General features: G+C 65.6%; 13 protein-coding genes, 3 tRNA genes and 2 pseudogenes. 6 read left to right on the top strand and 12 right to left on the bottom strand.

Annotated elements, in window-relative coordinates:
- Window positions 1–143 precede the first annotated feature (143 nt).
- The 7 genes and pseudogenes from AB5Y72_RS08985 to AB5Y72_RS08955 form a co-directional block, all read right to left on the bottom strand.
- Window positions 144–1,452: pseudogene (locus AB5Y72_RS08985) on the bottom strand (endonuclease/exonuclease/phosphatase family protein).
- A gap of 82 nt (window positions 1,453–1,534) precedes the next feature.
- Window positions 1,535–2,266 carry an EAL domain-containing protein gene (locus tag AB5Y72_RS08980; protein WP_202211614.1) on the bottom strand — a complete coding sequence of 244 codons (732 nt, stop codon included), beginning with the start codon at window positions 2,264–2,266 and terminating at the stop codon, window positions 1,535–1,537.
- Between the two features lie 137 nt (window positions 2,267–2,403).
- Window positions 2,404–2,679, bottom strand: coding sequence for a hypothetical protein (locus AB5Y72_RS08975; protein ID WP_202211613.1), 276 nt, complete (start codon window positions 2,677–2,679; stop codon window positions 2,404–2,406).
- A gap of 135 nt (window positions 2,680–2,814) precedes the next feature.
- Window positions 2,815–2,899: transfer RNA gene (locus AB5Y72_RS08970), tRNA-Tyr, on the bottom strand.
- A gap of 31 nt (window positions 2,900–2,930) precedes the next feature.
- Window positions 2,931–3,015 (bottom strand) — tRNA-Tyr (locus AB5Y72_RS08965).
- 43 nt (window positions 3,016–3,058) lie between these two features.
- A tRNA-Tyr gene (locus AB5Y72_RS08960) sits at window positions 3,059–3,143 on the bottom strand.
- Between the two features lie 249 nt (window positions 3,144–3,392).
- A complete protein-coding gene (locus AB5Y72_RS08955; RefSeq protein ID WP_202211612.1) occupies window positions 3,393–4,481 on the bottom strand; it encodes a ketoacyl-ACP synthase III in 1,089 nt (362 codons plus the stop codon).
- Window positions 4,482–4,680: 199 nt separating this feature from the next.
- Between AB5Y72_RS08955 and AB5Y72_RS08950 the strand changes: the two genes are divergently transcribed.
- From AB5Y72_RS08950 to AB5Y72_RS08925, 6 genes and pseudogenes are all read left to right on the top strand, one after another.
- The gene (locus AB5Y72_RS08950; RefSeq protein ID WP_202211611.1) at window positions 4,681–5,634 is read left to right on the top strand and encodes a LysR family transcriptional regulator; all 954 of its coding nucleotides are present in this window, start codon (window positions 4,681–4,683) and stop codon (window positions 5,632–5,634) included.
- 129 nt (window positions 5,635–5,763) lie between these two features.
- Window positions 5,764–6,375, top strand: a complete 612-nt coding sequence (locus AB5Y72_RS08945) for a LysE family translocator (protein ID WP_202211610.1) — start codon at window positions 5,764–5,766, stop codon at window positions 6,373–6,375.
- A 17-nt stretch (window positions 6,376–6,392) separates the two neighbouring features.
- Window positions 6,393–6,485, top strand: a pseudogene (locus AB5Y72_RS08940) (LysE family translocator); the annotation flags it as partial.
- Between the two features lie 163 nt (window positions 6,486–6,648).
- Window positions 6,649–8,511, top strand: a complete 1,863-nt coding sequence (locus AB5Y72_RS08935; RefSeq protein WP_202211609.1) for a U32 family peptidase — start codon at window positions 6,649–6,651, stop codon at window positions 8,509–8,511.
- Between the two features lie 116 nt (window positions 8,512–8,627).
- The gene (locus AB5Y72_RS08930; RefSeq protein WP_325781891.1) at window positions 8,628–8,957 is read left to right on the top strand and encodes a DHCW motif cupin fold protein; all 330 of its coding nucleotides are present in this window, start codon (window positions 8,628–8,630) and stop codon (window positions 8,955–8,957) included.
- Between the two features lie 44 nt (window positions 8,958–9,001).
- Window positions 9,002–9,259: a DUF1272 domain-containing protein gene (locus tag AB5Y72_RS08925; protein WP_202211607.1), complete on the top strand. Its 258-nt coding sequence runs from the start codon at window positions 9,002–9,004 to the stop codon at window positions 9,257–9,259.
- A 196-nt stretch (window positions 9,260–9,455) separates the two neighbouring features.
- Here AB5Y72_RS08925 and AB5Y72_RS08920 read toward each other — a convergent pair whose 3' ends face one another.
- From AB5Y72_RS08920 to smrA, 5 genes are all read right to left on the bottom strand, one after another.
- Window positions 9,456–9,830 (bottom strand): cupin domain-containing protein, encoded by a 375-nt coding sequence (locus AB5Y72_RS08920; protein WP_223916258.1) that lies wholly within the window; start codon window positions 9,828–9,830, stop codon window positions 9,456–9,458.
- 345 nt (window positions 9,831–10,175) lie between these two features.
- Window positions 10,176–10,652, bottom strand: a complete 477-nt coding sequence (locus AB5Y72_RS08915; RefSeq protein WP_202211606.1) for a methylated-DNA--[protein]-cysteine S-methyltransferase — start codon at window positions 10,650–10,652, stop codon at window positions 10,176–10,178.
- Window positions 10,649–12,157 (bottom strand): AlkA N-terminal domain-containing protein, encoded by a 1,509-nt coding sequence (locus AB5Y72_RS08910; RefSeq protein ID WP_202211605.1) that lies wholly within the window; start codon window positions 12,155–12,157, stop codon window positions 10,649–10,651. The genes AB5Y72_RS08915 and AB5Y72_RS08910 overlap by 4 nt, the downstream gene beginning before the upstream one ends.
- A 139-nt stretch (window positions 12,158–12,296) precedes the next feature.
- Window positions 12,297–13,775, bottom strand: coding sequence for a carboxypeptidase M32 (locus tag AB5Y72_RS08905; protein ID WP_219144396.1), 1,479 nt, complete (start codon window positions 13,773–13,775; stop codon window positions 12,297–12,299).
- 106 nt (window positions 13,776–13,881) lie between these two features.
- The gene (gene smrA / locus AB5Y72_RS08900) at window positions 13,882–14,463 is read right to left on the bottom strand and encodes a DNA endonuclease SmrA (RefSeq protein WP_202211603.1); all 582 of its coding nucleotides are present in this window, start codon (window positions 14,461–14,463) and stop codon (window positions 13,882–13,884) included.
- Window positions 14,464–14,528: the final 65 nt, after the last annotated feature.

Raw genomic sequence — 14,528 nt, 5'->3', positions numbered from 1 at the left:
CTCGAAAGGGATGCTCATCCAATGGACGCGGAGTATTAGCAAACCCCGATTTGCGCTGCAAGCCGCGGGCGTCGGAATAGCGCGCCTGCGCACAGATTTGCCGGCACCCTGAGCCAAAGGCATCCCTTCGCCCTGGCTGCCGGTCAATCGAGCGCGACGTCGACCCACACCAGGCGGTGATCCGAGCTGACCCCCTTGGCGATGCCGAGCTTGGCGTCATACACCAGGTGGTAGCCAGGCTCGAAGCTGGCCGGCCAGAACACGCCGGAGGCGACCGCGTTCAGGTTGGCGGAGGGCAGCACGTGGTCGAGCTGCAGGCCGCTGCTGCTGGTGATGCGCTCCGGGGTGGGGCGGTTGTTGTTGCGCTTGCACTGATCCGGCTGGCTGGCGAGGCACTCGGGGCCGCCCTGGCTCACCGGGATCAGGGCGCCCTTGGTGACGGCCTGGTTGACCAGCACATGGTCGTGCAGATCCCGGATGGCGGTGCGATCCCCGTCGCCAATCTGGGGATCGGCATTGAGATCCCCGGCGATGACGAACCTGGCGCCCACGGGCAGGCCACCGGCCTTGCCGGCGTCATCCACCATGTAGCTTTCCCCTTCCACATAGTCCTGCCAGAAGGCAACCTCGGCGCGGTTTCGCCTGACGTTGTGGCGCGCCGCGTTGCCGAAGATGGGCGGGGTCGGGTGGGAGATGAGGAAGTGGATCACCTCCTCCTTGTTGCCGCACTTGATGCGCACCGGCACGTCGGCGTGGTTCTTGGACGAGAGCGGGTACTGCTGCCAGGCTGCATCTGAATACCAGGCATCGCCACACTGGCGGCTGGCCGGGATCTTGACCTTGGTATTGTTGCAGTCATCGATGACGGGGTTCTTCTCGCCCGGCATATCCTTCCACTTGAAGTTCTGGAAGGTGCGGATCCGCTGGGTATCGATGGGGTACTGGGACATCACGGCGAAGGCGTACTGGCCGTGGTAGTTGCCAAAGCCCCAGGCGTCGTCCGGCCCGTTGTTGCGCTTTCCGTCCAGGTTGAGGTCATGGCCGCTCATCAGGCCGGTGTTGGTGGCGAAGTTCTGCAGCACCGGGTAGCCGATGGCGGTCACCTCGTCGTGCTGGGCGTGGGCCAGGTAGTTGTCGTTGAAGGCTTTGAGGTCCGTGGTGTCGCTGCCCTTGCCGTCATTGTCGAATTCGCTCAGCAGCAACACGTCCGGCCGGGTGCGCTGCACTATCTCGGCGACGTTGCGGATCTGCTGCACGTTCAGGGCCCTGGTCTTCTCTGCGCCGCTCAGGGTGCCGTTGGCGAGGCGGGCCAGCAGGGTATCCTGCTCGGTGCGGCTCAGGGCCAGTTCACCGGTGAGCATGCCGGCGGCGGTGCGATCGAAGGCGAGGTTGAAGGTGGCAAAGCGGATCATGGCTGGTCTCGGCGTCATGGTGGCCGGGACAGCCTGCCATCTTTGGCAGAAAAATGGCAGCACCCTGCCGGTTTTCCAGGGGAATGTGCCCCTGTTTCCCCCTTGAGGGCCAAGCGCTCCGCTCAGGCCCAGCGGGAGAGGGGGGAGGGCATGGCGTAGGCGTAGCCTTGCTGATAGTCGCAGTCGAGCCGGTTCGCCACCTGGATATGGGCCTGGGTCTCCACCCCCTCACACACCACGGCCATGCCGAGCCGCTGCAGGTATTTCACCAGTCCGGTCAGCATGTTGAGGGCGTGGGTGCTGAGCGCAGCCTGAAGCAGCAGGGAGCGATCCAGTTTCACTATCTCGTAGGGGAGCATCATCAGACGCTGGAAGTTGCACGCCTGGGAGCCGAAGTCGTCGCTGGCGATGTGGGCGCCATGGGCCCGCAACACCTCGATCATTTCCCTGTGCTGGCGCTTGATCCTGACCTGCTCCAGCACCTCGAACCAGATGGCTATCCCCAGCTTGCGGGCCTGGAGCAGCACCAGCAACAGCAGGTTGCGGTAGGTGGGGCTGGAGAGCGCCGGATTGAAGTTGATGGAGAGCGCATAGGGGCCTTTTTGCGCGAGCACGGGCAGATCGCGCAGTATGGCCCTCAGCATGGCGATATCCAGGTGCAGGGTGTCGTCCTCGCCGAGCGCGGCGAAGTCGATGCCCAGATAGCGCTGCTGCCCGGCATGCCAGCGCCTTGCCAGCGCCTCATACCCCTTGACCTGACGGTCCCGGCCTATGATGGGCTGGTAAAAGGGAACAACGACATCCGCCATGTTGGCCATGGCACTCACGGGATACTCTTCTTTGAACGCAAACATGACTCTCACCTGACCGGAACATGGCTGCGCATCATACAGGGAAGACCTAAACGGCAGCTGTAGGAAGAGTCTGATAATCAGGCTGCCACCAGAACGGGGCGGGGGCCGGGCCGCAAGCGAAGTGGAGAGCGCTCTGCTCAGATCAAGGCATTCGTCTGCTGGCGGCTTTCGGCCTTCTGGAGTAGCGTACCGTGCATGGCCTGGGCCAGCCACTCCCAATCCAGTGGCGGTGTACCCGCCTTGAAGCGCTGGTAGGCCTGGCCCTGATGGATGGTCAGGAACAGGGTCGTCGACAGGCCGAGGCGGTTGAGATAGCGCACCATGACGTCCCCCTGATAGTTGTGCAGGCGTTGCTGCAGTTGGGGCAGGCTCAAGCCCTGCTCCTGGCCGGTTTCATCCCAGATTGCAAACATGCGAGGTGGCTCCTGACGGTGAGGAGTCCACTGTTTCGAAAAATGCTGGGCGGGACAATTGTCAGATCTGACAGCTCCATATGGAGTCTGTCCTGAAAGGCGAAAACCCGGCGCAAGGCCGGGCTTTCTGAAGGATGGTGGAGGGAGAAGGATTCGAACCTTCGAAGGCAGAGCCGTCAGATTTACAGTCTGATCCCTTTGGCCGCTCGGGAACCCCTCCACAGGGGCATTGCAGATTGTGCTCAGGAAGATGGTGGAGGGAGAAGGATTCGAACCTTCGAAGGCAGAGCCGTCAGATTTACAGTCTGATCCCTTTGGCCGCTCGGGAACCCCTCCACGGGGTATTTTCCTGATTTTTTGCTTACTTGGCGCACTTGAATGGTGGAGGGAGAAGGATTCGAACCTTCGAAGGCAGAGCCGTCAGATTTACAGTCTGATCCCTTTGGCCGCTCGGGAACCCCTCCCCAAGTGCGAGGCCGCATACTACCAGATCCGGCAAGGTTGTGAACCCCTTGGCCGCATTCTGACGACAAAAAAGTGCCGAGCGGTCATTTTTTGATACGTTTCGCTCAAAATTCACGCTTTTCAATGACTTTTATGCCGGGTCAGGGGGCGCAGTCCGGCATGGGGCGGGCTTGGCACGGGCATAAACACGGGCATAAAAAAGAGGAGCCGCACCGGGCCCCCCCTCCATAGACCACTTTGGCGGGGCATCAGGCGTCCGGGTTGCGGGCCCGCTGGCAGCCCTGCACCGCATGGGCGATGAGTTCCAGGGCGCTCTGCTGGCTGGGTGGCAGCTCGTCGTCGCACAGGGCGAGGGGGGTGACGCGCTCGCCCCACTTGATGAGGGCGGCACCCCAGGTCAGGCCGGCCCCGAAGGCGGCGGTGAGCAGGTAGCTGTTCGGCTTGACCCGGCCCTGCTCCAGCGCTTCGCACAGGGCGATAGGCACGGTGGCGGCGGAGGTGTTGCCGTACTGCTCTATGTTGACCATCACCTTGTCCATGGCGGCGTTCATGCGCTTGGCCAGGGTCTCGATGATGCGCACGTTGGCCTGGTGCGGCACGATGAGATCGACCTGCTCGGGGGCGATGCCGGCCTGGGCCAGCACGGCGCCGGTGGCCTCGCCCATGCCGCGCACGGCACGCTTGAAGATCTCCTGCCCCTCGAAGTTGAAGGTGAAGAGGCCGTCGATGTCGGCAAAGCGCACCCGATCGGTGCCGAAGTTCGGCACGTGCAGTATCTCCCGCGCCTCGCTGTCACAACCGAGCTTGCTGGCAATCAGGCCGCTCTCCTGCTCGCTCGCCTCTATGATGACGGCACCGGCGCCGTCGCCAAACAGCACGGCGGTGTCGCGCTTGGCCCAGTCCAGCAACTGGGTCAGCCGTTCGGCGCCGATCACCAGCACTCGCTGCATCATGCCGGTCTGCACCAGAGAGGTGGCGACGGAGAGGGCATACACGAAACCGGTGCAGGCGGCATTGAGGTCGAACACCGCCGCCTTGTGGGCGCCGAGGGCCTGCTGCACGGCGGAGGCGCCATTGGGCACGAGCGTGCCCGGGGTGGCGGTCGCGAGTATGATGCCATCGAGGGCGTCCGCCTCGAGGCCCGCGCAGGCCAGGGCGCGGCGGGCGGCCAGGGTGGCGAGCGCCGTGGTGCTGACGTGGGAGACCCGACGGGCCTTGATGCCGGTGCGCGGGTAGATCCACTCGTCCGAGGTATCCATGATGGTGCTGAGGTCATCATTGGTCAGCGCTGCGGGGGGCAGGCATTTTCCCCAACCGGTGATATTGGCGTATTTCATCTTGTCGTCGCTTGTCGTGATGGCCGCCCGGGGGCGGAAAATTGCGCAATTATGCCGCACGGGGCCGCCACTGTCATCCTGCGGCCTGACCAGTGTAAGGGGAGTGGCGGGAGCAAGACCGTGATTTTGCTTAAATTTCCGCGTCTCCTTGTCTTAAGATGAACTCCCGATCCGGCCCGCCCCACCCGAGGTGATCCCAGTGCACAAAGCGAATCTCAACCTCCTGCCCACCCTCAAGGTGCTGCTGGAGACCCGCAACATCAGCCGGGCGGCGGAGCTGCTGCACCTGAGCCAGCCCTCCATCAGCAAGCAGCTGACCCAGCTGCGCAGCGAGTTTGGCGACGAGCTGCTGGTGCGGGAGGGGCAGCGCTGGCTGCTGACCCCGAGGGCCGAGGCGCTGGCGGTCCAGCTTGCCGATTCCCTCGGTGCCCTGGAGCGGCTCTACGCGGCGCCGGAGTTTGTCCCCGAGCGCTGCGAGCGGGTGTTCCGGCTCGCTTCCTCCGACTACGTGGCCCAGCACATCCTGCCCGATATCTGCGCGGCCCTAGCGAAGGCCGCCCCCCGGGCGGCGCTGGAGTACAGCCTGTGGGACAAGCGCCTGCTGCCGCAGCTCTGGCAATCCGAGCTGGATCTGGTCTCCACCATCACGGATCTGGTGCCGGACCAGATCCGCGGCCTGCACCAGGGGGAGGACAGGCTGGTGATGCTGATGGGGCGTCAGCACCCGCTCGCGGGCACGGCGCCCAGCCTGGAGGAGTACCTCGCCTGGCCCCACCTGCAGGTGAGCGGCGGCGGCGACAAGGACAGCCCGGTGGAGCAGGTGCTGGCTCCCCTGGGGCGATCCCGTCGCTGGTTTGCCCGGGTGCCCTTCTTCCAGGCCGCGGTGGAGGTGCTGCTGCGCACCGACTGCCTGATGACCACCCCGGCCCACATCGCCTGGCAGCTCTCCCGGGAGCACGCCCTGAGCTTTTGCGATCTCCCCTTCGCCACCCGGGTCCAGCAGTATCATCTGCTGTGGCACCAGCGCCATCACCTGGATCCGGCCCACCGCTGGTTTCGCGAGCTGGCCTATCCCTTCCTGCGGGATCACCTGCAGTTCACCCTGGGGGAGAGCCACAAGCAGCTGGCCCCGGGGCCGGGCAAGCGCAGCTAGTGACAGCGGTTTGTGCCACTCTATAGCCAACGGCTATGGACTCTATTCATAACTTTCACTTCTGGCATAGCTGGGCGCCCCCTACCCTGAGCACATCAACCGACACTGGATTCGAAGAGAGGAGAGGGTATGGAATTGACGAGTTGGCTGGCGCTGGCCGCCATTTGCGTGATGGGGGCCATCAGCCCGGGGCCCAGCCTGGCGCTGATCATCCGCAACACGGTGCAGGGAGGGCAGGGCCACGGGGTGGCGACGGCGCTCGGCCACGGCCTGGGTGTGGGGATCTACGCCCTGATCACGGCGCTCGGTCTCGCCATCCTGATCACCCAGACCCCGCTGCTGTTCGACCTCATCCGTTACGGTGGCGCGGCGTTTCTCGCCTGGCTCGGGGTCAAGGCGCTGCTGGCCAGGCCCGCTGGCGGCGAGTCCGGTAGCGAGGAGGGGCATCCGCCACGTGGCCGTCAGGGGGCGTTCGAGGGCTTTATGGTGGCCTTCTTGAACCCCCAGCTCGCCATCTTCTTCATCGCCCTGTTCAGCCAGTTCGTGCACGCCGACACCGGCTGGCGCGAGGGGGGCATCATGATGCTGACCGCCGGCGGCATCGATGCGCTCTGGTATGTGCTAGTGGCCCTGGTGCTGTCTCGCGGGCCCGTGCTCGCCTGGCTCAAGGCCAAGTCCTTCGTGATCGACAAGGTCAGCGGCCTGGTGCTGCTGGGGTTGGCGCTCAAGGTGGTGATCTGAGCTATCCCGCAGTCTGTCCATGGCTGGTCTGGCTCAAGGCCAAGTCCTTCGTGATCGACAAGGTCAGCGGCCTGGTGTTGCTGGGATTGGCGCTCAAGGTGGTGCTTTAACACCTCACCCTTCACAAGAAAGGCCAGGAGGGGGTCGATGGTGCTGATCGCGGGCCCAGGATCCAATCCTGCATTCTGCGGTGATCTTAAGCGGGATCAAGGCGGGGGGCGCCTGGTCTCGCTAGAGTGACGGGCATTTCTCGTCCGCCTTCAGACCAGACCCATGCAGGATCACACCCAGACTCAGCGCCTTGTACAGAATCGCCTCGAACTGCTGGCCCCGGCCAGGAACCTCGCCTATGGCATCGAGGCCATCAACCATGGCGCCGATGCCGTCTACATGGGCGGCCCCGCCTTCGGTGCCCGCAGCGCGGCGGGCAACAGCATCGAGGATATCGCAGCGCTGGCGCGCCACGCCCACCGCTTCGGCGCCCAGGTGTTCGTCGCCTTCAACACCCTGCTGCACGACCACGAGCTGGAGCAGGCCCGGCGCCTGACCCATCAGATCTACGAGGCGGGGGCCGATGCACTGATCGTGCAGGACATGGGGCTGCTGGCGCTCGATCTGCCCCCCATAGCGCTGCACGCCAGCACCCAGACCGACAACCGCACGCCGGAAAAGGTGAAGTTCTTGCAGGACGTGGGCTTCTCCCAGGTGGTGCTGGCGCGCGAACTCTCGCTCGAGCAGATCCGTGCCATCAGCGCCCAGACCCAGGTGCAGCTGGAGTTCTTTATCCACGGGGCGCTCTGCGTCTCCTACAGCGGCCAGTGCAACATCAGTCACGCCCGCACCGGCCGCAGCGCGAACCGCGGCGAGTGCGCCCAGCTCTGCCGCCTGCCCTGCTCCCTGCAGACCCCGGCGGGGGAGGTGCTGGTGGAAAACAGCCACCTGCTCTCCTTGAAAGACATGGATCAGACCGACAACCTGGAGGCGCTGATCGCCGCGGGCATCCGCTCCTTCAAGATCGAGGGGCGCCTCAAGGGGCTCGACTACGTCAAGAACGTCACCGCCTGGTATCGCCAGAAGCTGGACGCCATCCTGGAGCGGCGCCCCGATCTGGTGGCCGCTTCCGCCGGTCGTTGCAGCTACGGCTTCATACCGGACCCGAAGAAGAGCTTCAACCGGGGCAGCACCGACTACTTCCTCCATGGCCGCCAGCCGGGGATCGACGCCACCAGGAGCCCGAAATATGTCGGTGAACCCCTGGGCCGCGTCAGCAGGGTGACCAAGGATGGCATCGAGATCGACGGCAAGCCCGTGAGCCTCAACAACGGCGACGGCCTCGGCTTCTTCAAGCCGGGGGGCGAGTTGGTGGGGATGCGCCTGAACAAGGTGGAAGGCAGGCAGTTACTGCTGTCGGAGCGCATGCCGGGGCTGAAGGTGGGCACCGAGATCTTCCGCAACCACGATCAGGCCTTCAGCAAGCAGCTCGAAAAGGCGAGCAGCGAGCGCCGCATCCGGGTCGATATGCGGCTATCGGAGTGCGACGAGGGATTGTGGCTCGAACTGGTCGACGAGCAGGGGATCGGCGCCGCCGTCACGCTCCCCTGCGACAAGCAGCCGGCCGACAACCCGGCGCGGGCGCTGCAACAGGCGAGGGATCAGCTTGGCAAACTCGGCAACACCCTGTTTGTGGCTCGCCAGATTGAGTTGGCATTCACCACTCCCTTGTTTATTGCCGCCTCACAACTCAATGGGCTGCGCCGGGACGCCATCGCCGCCCTGGAGGCGGCCCGTCTTGCCGCCTATCGGCGACCCGAGCGACGCATCCCTCTGCGTGACGTCCCCTATCCCCAACACCGCCTCTCCTACCTTGGCAACGTGCTGAACAAGGCCGCCGAGCAGTTCTTCCGAGACCACGGGGTGGAACGCATCGCCCCCGCCTATGAGGCGAACCAGGAGCTGGGGGAGGTGATGCTGATGACAACGAAGCACTGCATCCGCTACAGCCAGAATCTCTGCCCCAAGGAAGTGCCAGGCCTGAAGCCAGAGCCGCTGGAGCTCAAGATGGGCAAGGAGAGTTTCCGCCTGCGCTTTGACTGCCGCCGCTGCGAGATGCAGGTGATGGGGAGCCTCAAGCGCTGACAGCTGCCCGTGTGGGGATAGGGTGGCAGCGGATTAGATGGCAGTATGGGGCGGCGCTGCCCAAGGGGCTTGTCTCTCTAAGCAGCCCCATACCGTCAGCTGACAAAGGAACCGTCATGAAGATCGATGCATTGCCGTTTTGCACGACCCGCTGGGCCGATATAACGCCGACCGAGCACAAGGGGAAACGCGGCGTCGCCCGCTGGTACAGCCAGCAGTTCGGGGATCTGCGGGTGCGGATGGTGGAGTACTCACCCGGGTATCTGGCGGATCACTGGTGCAGCAAGGGCCATGTGCTGCTCTGCCTCGAGGGGGAGCTGCACACCGAGCTGCAGGATGGCCGCGTCTTCACCCTGACGCCGGGTATGAGCTATCAGGTGGCCGATGACGCCGAGCCCCATCGCTCCTACACCGAACCGGGCGCCCGCCTCTTTATCGTCGACTGAGCCGCCCCCTTTCCCGCTTCCCCTTTTGCTTCAGGATCTTGCCCATGCTTGAACTCAGACCCAACTGCGAGTGCTGTGACCGGGATCTGCCCGCCGACACGGCGATGGCCTATATCTGCTCCTTCGAGTGCACCTTCTGCGCCGAGTGCAACGATCAGTATCTGCACCTGACCTGCCCCAACTGCGGCGGCGAGCTGGTCAGGCGCCCGCGTCGCCCGGCGGCCAAGCTGGTGAACAACCCCGCCTCCCCCCAGCGCGTCTTCAATCCGGACCTCAAGGCGACCCTGGGCAAGGGGCGCTAGGGCCGCCGTCCCCATGGAGGAATACCTGCCGGCAAGGGGCGCCACTATCCTGCCCGCGTCTCCAGCCATCAGGGGAAGCGGTACGGCAGTGGAACCATGACGGGGTGGACAAGACCGGGCTGCTGGGGGGCTGTGCCGGTGGGCGAGCGCCCACCGGAAGGTTCGCGCGCAACCCTGGTGGGTTGCCGACGACACACTATGGCTTGGCGAACTGATCGGCGCTCAGCACCTCGATGCCGACGAAGGGCTGATCCCCCTCGACCCAGGCATCGTGCCCCGGCGGTATGGTGTAGGACTCGCCGGCGTTGATGGTCTTGAGGGTGCCATCTGTCAGGCGCACCGTGAGCGACCCCGAGACGGCGTAACCCAGGTGCGAGAGCTGACATTGCTCCGTCTTGACGACAGGTTTGATGCAGTCAGACCAGCGCCAGCCGGGGGCGAAGTTGAACCGCCCTATGGTGTAGCCATCGAGTTTGACGATCTCGACCCGGGTCTTGTCGGGGGTGCGCACCTCGTCGGGGGCGCCGTGGGATCGCACCTGAAATTGAGTGACGGTGACTGGAGTTAACATGTTGCCTCCTCATTTCAAACGGATCGCAGCCCAGGGCCGCGACCGGATCGCCAGGAACACGCCGTGATCTCTCTGGTCAACACGTTGGCAAGGCACAGCGTCATCCCGGTAGGTGAAGTATTCGCCCAAACGGGCGCAGGCGCAGGGGAGGGAGAGCCGTCACGGGCAAGTATTCGAGCCAGGGGCGGCATCCCGGTTCTTCCAGGTTGACGCCGTCGGTATAAACGCTGTTTTTTCAATCCCTTGTCTTGAGAGTGCCAGACGACGCACCCCCTGACAGTGCAGACCGGATGGATTGGGTGCTAGGGACCGGACGGCCCCTGGCCGGGGAGAGGATGCTGCGGATCAGCGCGGGATCCCCTCGAGGCGCAGCAGCGCCTGCTTGATGGGCAGGCCTCCCGCATAGCCGGTGAGGCTGCCGCTTTGGCCGATCACGCGATGGCAGGGGATGATGATGGACAGCGGATTGCGGCCATTCGCGGCCCCCACCGCCCGCACCGCACTCGGCTTGCCGATGGCGCGGGCGATGTCGCCGTAGCTGCGGGTCTCCCCGTAGGGGATGTCGCACAACGCCTGCCACACCGCTTGCTGAAACGCCGTGCCCCGAGCCGCGAGCGGCAGCGTGAAGCGTTGCAGCCGGCCCGCGAAGTAGGCCTCAAACTCGGCAAGGAAGGGGGCCAGCGCCTCGCCGTCCTGCCGCCAGCCGCTCATGTCGGGCAAGGGGCGCAGCCCTGCCACAAAGTCCACGTGCACCAGGCCGCGATCGTCGATGGCGATCAGCAGCCGACCGCACAGGGTCTCCAGAAAGTCGTAACGGATCATGATGTCGTCTCCTCGTCCTGTTCAGGTCCGGGCTGCGTGAGCAGCGCCGGTTGTTCACTCATGGCGTGCCACAGCCAGCTCGCGGCATAGGCGCGCCACGGCTGCCAGGGGGCGCTTCGCTCCTCTGCCTCCTTCACCGGCAGCCTGGCACCGCCCCCGAGCGCCTTTTGCAGCACGAGATCCGAGGCGGGGAAGGCATCCGTGTCCAGCCCGCAGCGCAGCCGCCAGTAGGCGACCGTCCAGGGGCCTATGCCCGGCAGCGCGAGCAGTTGCTCGTCGCTTGCCGTGCCCAGGGTGAGCGCGCCGCTTGCGAGTGCTGCGGCCAGCCCCTGCAGCGTGCGGATGCGGCTGCCCGGCATGCCGATGCCGTCCAGATCCAGCTCGCACAGCTGGGCCGGCGTGGGCAGCTGAGCCGTGCCGAACTGCGCCAGGGTGCGCGCCACCAGGCGCCCCATGATGGTGATGGCGCCCTTGACCGACACCTGCTGGCCGACGATGGCGCGCAGCATCACCTCGTATTCATCCCAGCCGCCCGGCAGCCGCACCCCGGGCCAGCGTGCCTGTATCCGCGCCAGCAGCGGATCCTGCCCGAGCAGCTCGCCGATGCGCCCCATGTCGGCGTCGAGATCCCACATGCGGCGTACGCGATACAGGATGTCCGGCAGCGCGCCCGGCGGCAGATCCCGCACCGTCAGTCTGAGCCTCTCCCCCTCGACGGGCTCGATGCGGATGAGCCCCTCCTGATCGCCGACCCGGTGACGCCGCTCGTAACCGTGCTCATCCACCCGCTCCAGCCCCGGAATGGCGCGCAGCCGGTAGAACGCGAGCATGGCCTGGACGTCGAACGGCGGGCGATACAGCAGGTGCAGTTGCAGGCTCGATTGCGGCGCCGCCTCGCCAGTCCCCCCTTCCTGCTTGCGCAGGGCGCTCGGTGCGAGGCCATACGCCTGCTGCCAGGCGTCGTTGAAGCGACGAATGCTCGCAAAGCCTGCGGCAAACGCCACGTCCGTGATGGGCAGGCGCGTCTCCGTCAGCAGCCGCTTCGCGAGCAGCAGGCGGCGCGTCTGCTCCACCTGTTTCGGCGACGCGCCGAGGTGTTGCTCGAACTGGCGCCGCAGCGTGCGCTCCGTGATCCCGGCCTGCGCCGCGAGCGTGCCCAGGCTGTGATCCGCGAGCTCGCCGCGCTCGATGCGCGCCAGCACCTGGGCGACGAGCGGCGGCAGATCCCCGCTCTGCGCCGGTGCGAGCTCGGGGCGACAGCGCAGACAGGGGCGCAGCCCGTGCTGCTCCGCCGCCGCCGCGAAGCGAAAATACTGTACGTTGTGCTCGTGCGGTGCGCGCGCCGGGCACACGGGGCGGCAATAGATGCCGGTGGACAGCACCCCGGTGAAGAAGCGGCCGTCGAACCGCGCGTCTCGCGCGAGCCGCGCGGCGTGGCATTGCTCCCGGGTGAGGCCCGGGATGATCTCGTCCCGTTGGGATGAATGCGGGGTCACTGTGGTCATGACATGACTCGGATTGCTGTGGGCATGTCCCAGAGACTAAGCGGGGGCGAGAGGGGTGACTAGCCAGAAACGGACAGGAATAGCAAAAATAGTCGGGCAGGGGAAAAACGGGCGCGACGAGGGGCGCGCCCGGGAGCGGTTATTTCAGATAGCGCTGTTCGAGGTGTTTGCGCAGCCACTGGGGATTGAGTGCCTCACCGGTCGCGCGGCGAATGAGCTCGTCCGTGCCGTGCAGGCTGCCCTGGGACCAGATATGGCGACCGAGCCAGCCAAAGATCTCAGGCAGGCGGCCGGACTCTACGAGCGTGCCCATGTCGCCGAGCTCACGTTCCAGCGCGAAGCGCAGCTGCGCCGCGTACATGGCGCCGAGCGTGTAGCTCGGGAAGTAGCCAAACGAGCCGTCCGTCCAGTGGATGTCCTGCATGCAGCCGTCCCGGTAGTTGCCGTTCGTGGACAAGCCGAGCCACTGCTGCATCTTCGCGTCCCACAGCTCGGGGATGTCCGCGACCTCGATGCGCCCTTCCATCAAGTCCCGCTCCAGCTCGTAGCGCAGGATGACGTGGGCCGGGTAGGTGACTTCGTCCGCATCGACGCGGATAAAGCCGGGTTCGACCCTGTTGTACAGCTTCTCGAGGTTCGCCGGTGCGAGCGCATCCTCTGCCCCGAAGTGCGCGCGAATGCGCGGCGCAATCAGCGTGAGGAACGCGGGGTGATGGCCGAGCTGCATCTCGCAGAACAGGCTCTGGCTCTCGTGAATGCCCATGGAACGCGCCTCGGCCACCGGCTGGCCGAGCAGTGTGCGCGGCAAGCCCTGCTCGTAGCGCGCGTGGCCCGTCTCGTGCACTATGCCCATCAGGCTGGAGACGAATTCGTCCTCGTTGTAGCGCGTGGTGATGCGCACGTCCGTCGGCACGCCGCCGCAGAACGGGTGGCTGCTCACGTCGAGCCGGCCGTGCGCGAAATCAAAGCCGAGCAGCCCCATCACCTCCTGGCCGAGCGCCTGCTGCGTCGCAACCGGGAACGGGCCTTGCGGCGTCAGGATCACGTCGCGCTTCTGCCGCTCGCTCACGGTCTGGATGAGGCCGGGCAGCCAACTCGTGAGATCGCCGAAGATCTGGTCCAGCCGCGCGCTCGTCATGCCGGGTTCGTACAGCGCCAGCATGGCATCATAGGGGCGCACCCCGAGCGCCTCGGCGCGCAGGCGTGCCACCTCCCGCGACAGGCGCACCACCTCTTTCAGGTTCGGCGCGAAGCCCGCCCAGTCGTTCTCCTTGCGCTGGCGGCGCCAGGCGTGCTCGCACTTGCTGCCGGCCAGGGAGAGCGCCTCCACCAGATCGCTTGGCAGCAGGCTCGCATCCTGCCAGTGGCGCTTGATCTCCGCGAGGTTCGCACGCTGGGCCGCATCCAGTGGTTCTTCTTCGGCCGCCGCTATCCAGTCGCCGAGTTCCGGGGCGGTGCGCTTGCCGTGGATCAGCACGCCGAGCTCCGCCATCGCCTCGGCGCGGGCCTCGTTGCCCCCCTCCGGCATCATGGCGGCCTGATCCCAGCCGCAGATGGCGGACAGGTGGGAGAGGCGGTGCAGCTGTTGCTGATGTTGTTCGAGTTTTTGATATGACATGGGATTGTCCTTGTTATCGTCCCTGATGGTATGCACCCCGTACCTGGCATGATCGGGGCCGTCCGATGCTAGCACTGTGCCGCGGGCGGGGGCCACCCTCAGGCGGTCAGCCTAGGCGCTTCTGGTGCCGTTCGCGGTTTTCCGCCTTCTTGCGCTCGCTCTTGCGCAGCAATACGTAGAGCGCGCCGCTGCCGCCGTGGCGGCGCTCGGCGCTGTGCATGGCCATCACGGCAGGCAGTTGTGGCAACCAGGCGCTGACATGGCTCTTGAGCAGGGCGCGCGGCGTGCTGCGCTCCCCCTTGCCGTGCAGGATCAGCAGGCAGCGGATGTCCCGCACTTCGCACTCCGCAATGAACTGCACCAGGGCGGTTCGCGCCTCGTTGAGCGTCTTGTGGTGCAGGTCGAGGGAGCCCTGCAACTCGTACTTGCCGAGGCGCAGCTTCTTGTAGACCCCCTCCTGCACGCCGTCGCGCTTGAAGCCGACGATGTCGTGGGGGTCCAGCATGGGGACAGCCTCCATGCTGAGGTGATCCTGGGTGAGCTGCTCGGCGGTGGCGGCCTCCCGGCGCGCGAGTTGCGCCTCGGTGGGCTGGCTGTTGCCCGCAACGGGGGCGATGTGGTCGCTGCGCAGCGGCCGCACGTCGGCCACTTCCTGCAGGAACAGTGAGAGTTCGTCGTTATGAGACACGGCAGGCTCCCCGCATGAGAATGAGGGGGCATTATAGCGGGCCTGGCCTGTGCTTAGAATGGCGG

The organism is Aeromonas sp. R7-4 (assembly GCF_040908055.1).
Classification (GTDB): domain Bacteria; phylum Pseudomonadota; class Gammaproteobacteria; order Enterobacterales; family Aeromonadaceae; genus Aeromonas; species Aeromonas sanarellii.
The sequence above is the reverse complement of the archived record's forward strand: the minus strand, read 5'-3'. Positions and strand labels throughout refer to the sequence as shown.

What these genes read in the sequence shown, in the direction of transcription:
- AB5Y72_RS08980 (WP_202211614.1), bottom strand. Translation starts at nt 2,266, where the DNA reads ATGTTTGCGTTCAAAGAAGAGTATCCCGTGAGTGCCATGGCCAACATG.
- AB5Y72_RS08925 (WP_202211607.1), top strand. Translation starts at nt 9,002, where the DNA reads ATGCTTGAACTCAGACCCAACTGCGAGTGCTGTGACCGGGATCTGCCC.
- AB5Y72_RS08945 (WP_202211610.1), top strand. Translation starts at nt 5,764, where the DNA reads ATGGAATTGACGAGTTGGCTGGCGCTGGCCGCCATTTGCGTGATGGGG.
- AB5Y72_RS08935 (WP_202211609.1), top strand. Translation starts at nt 6,649, where the DNA reads ATGCAGGATCACACCCAGACTCAGCGCCTTGTACAGAATCGCCTCGAA.
- AB5Y72_RS08905 (WP_219144396.1), bottom strand. Translation starts at nt 13,775, where the DNA reads ATGTCATATCAAAAACTCGAACAACATCAGCAACAGCTGCACCGCCTC.
- AB5Y72_RS08910 (WP_202211605.1), bottom strand. Translation starts at nt 12,157, where the DNA reads ATGACCACAGTGACCCCGCATTCATCCCAACGGGACGAGATCATCCCG.
- AB5Y72_RS08955 (WP_202211612.1), bottom strand. Translation starts at nt 4,481, where the DNA reads ATGAAATACGCCAATATCACCGGTTGGGGAAAATGCCTGCCCCCCGCA.
- AB5Y72_RS08920 (WP_223916258.1), bottom strand. Translation starts at nt 9,830, where the DNA reads ATGTTAACTCCAGTCACCGTCACTCAATTTCAGGTGCGATCCCACGGC.
- AB5Y72_RS08930 (WP_325781891.1), top strand. Translation starts at nt 8,628, where the DNA reads ATGAAGATCGATGCATTGCCGTTTTGCACGACCCGCTGGGCCGATATA.
- AB5Y72_RS08975 (WP_202211613.1), bottom strand. Translation starts at nt 2,679, where the DNA reads ATGTTTGCAATCTGGGATGAAACCGGCCAGGAGCAGGGCTTGAGCCTG.
- AB5Y72_RS08915 (WP_202211606.1), bottom strand. Translation starts at nt 10,652, where the DNA reads ATGATCCGTTACGACTTTCTGGAGACCCTGTGCGGTCGGCTGCTGATC.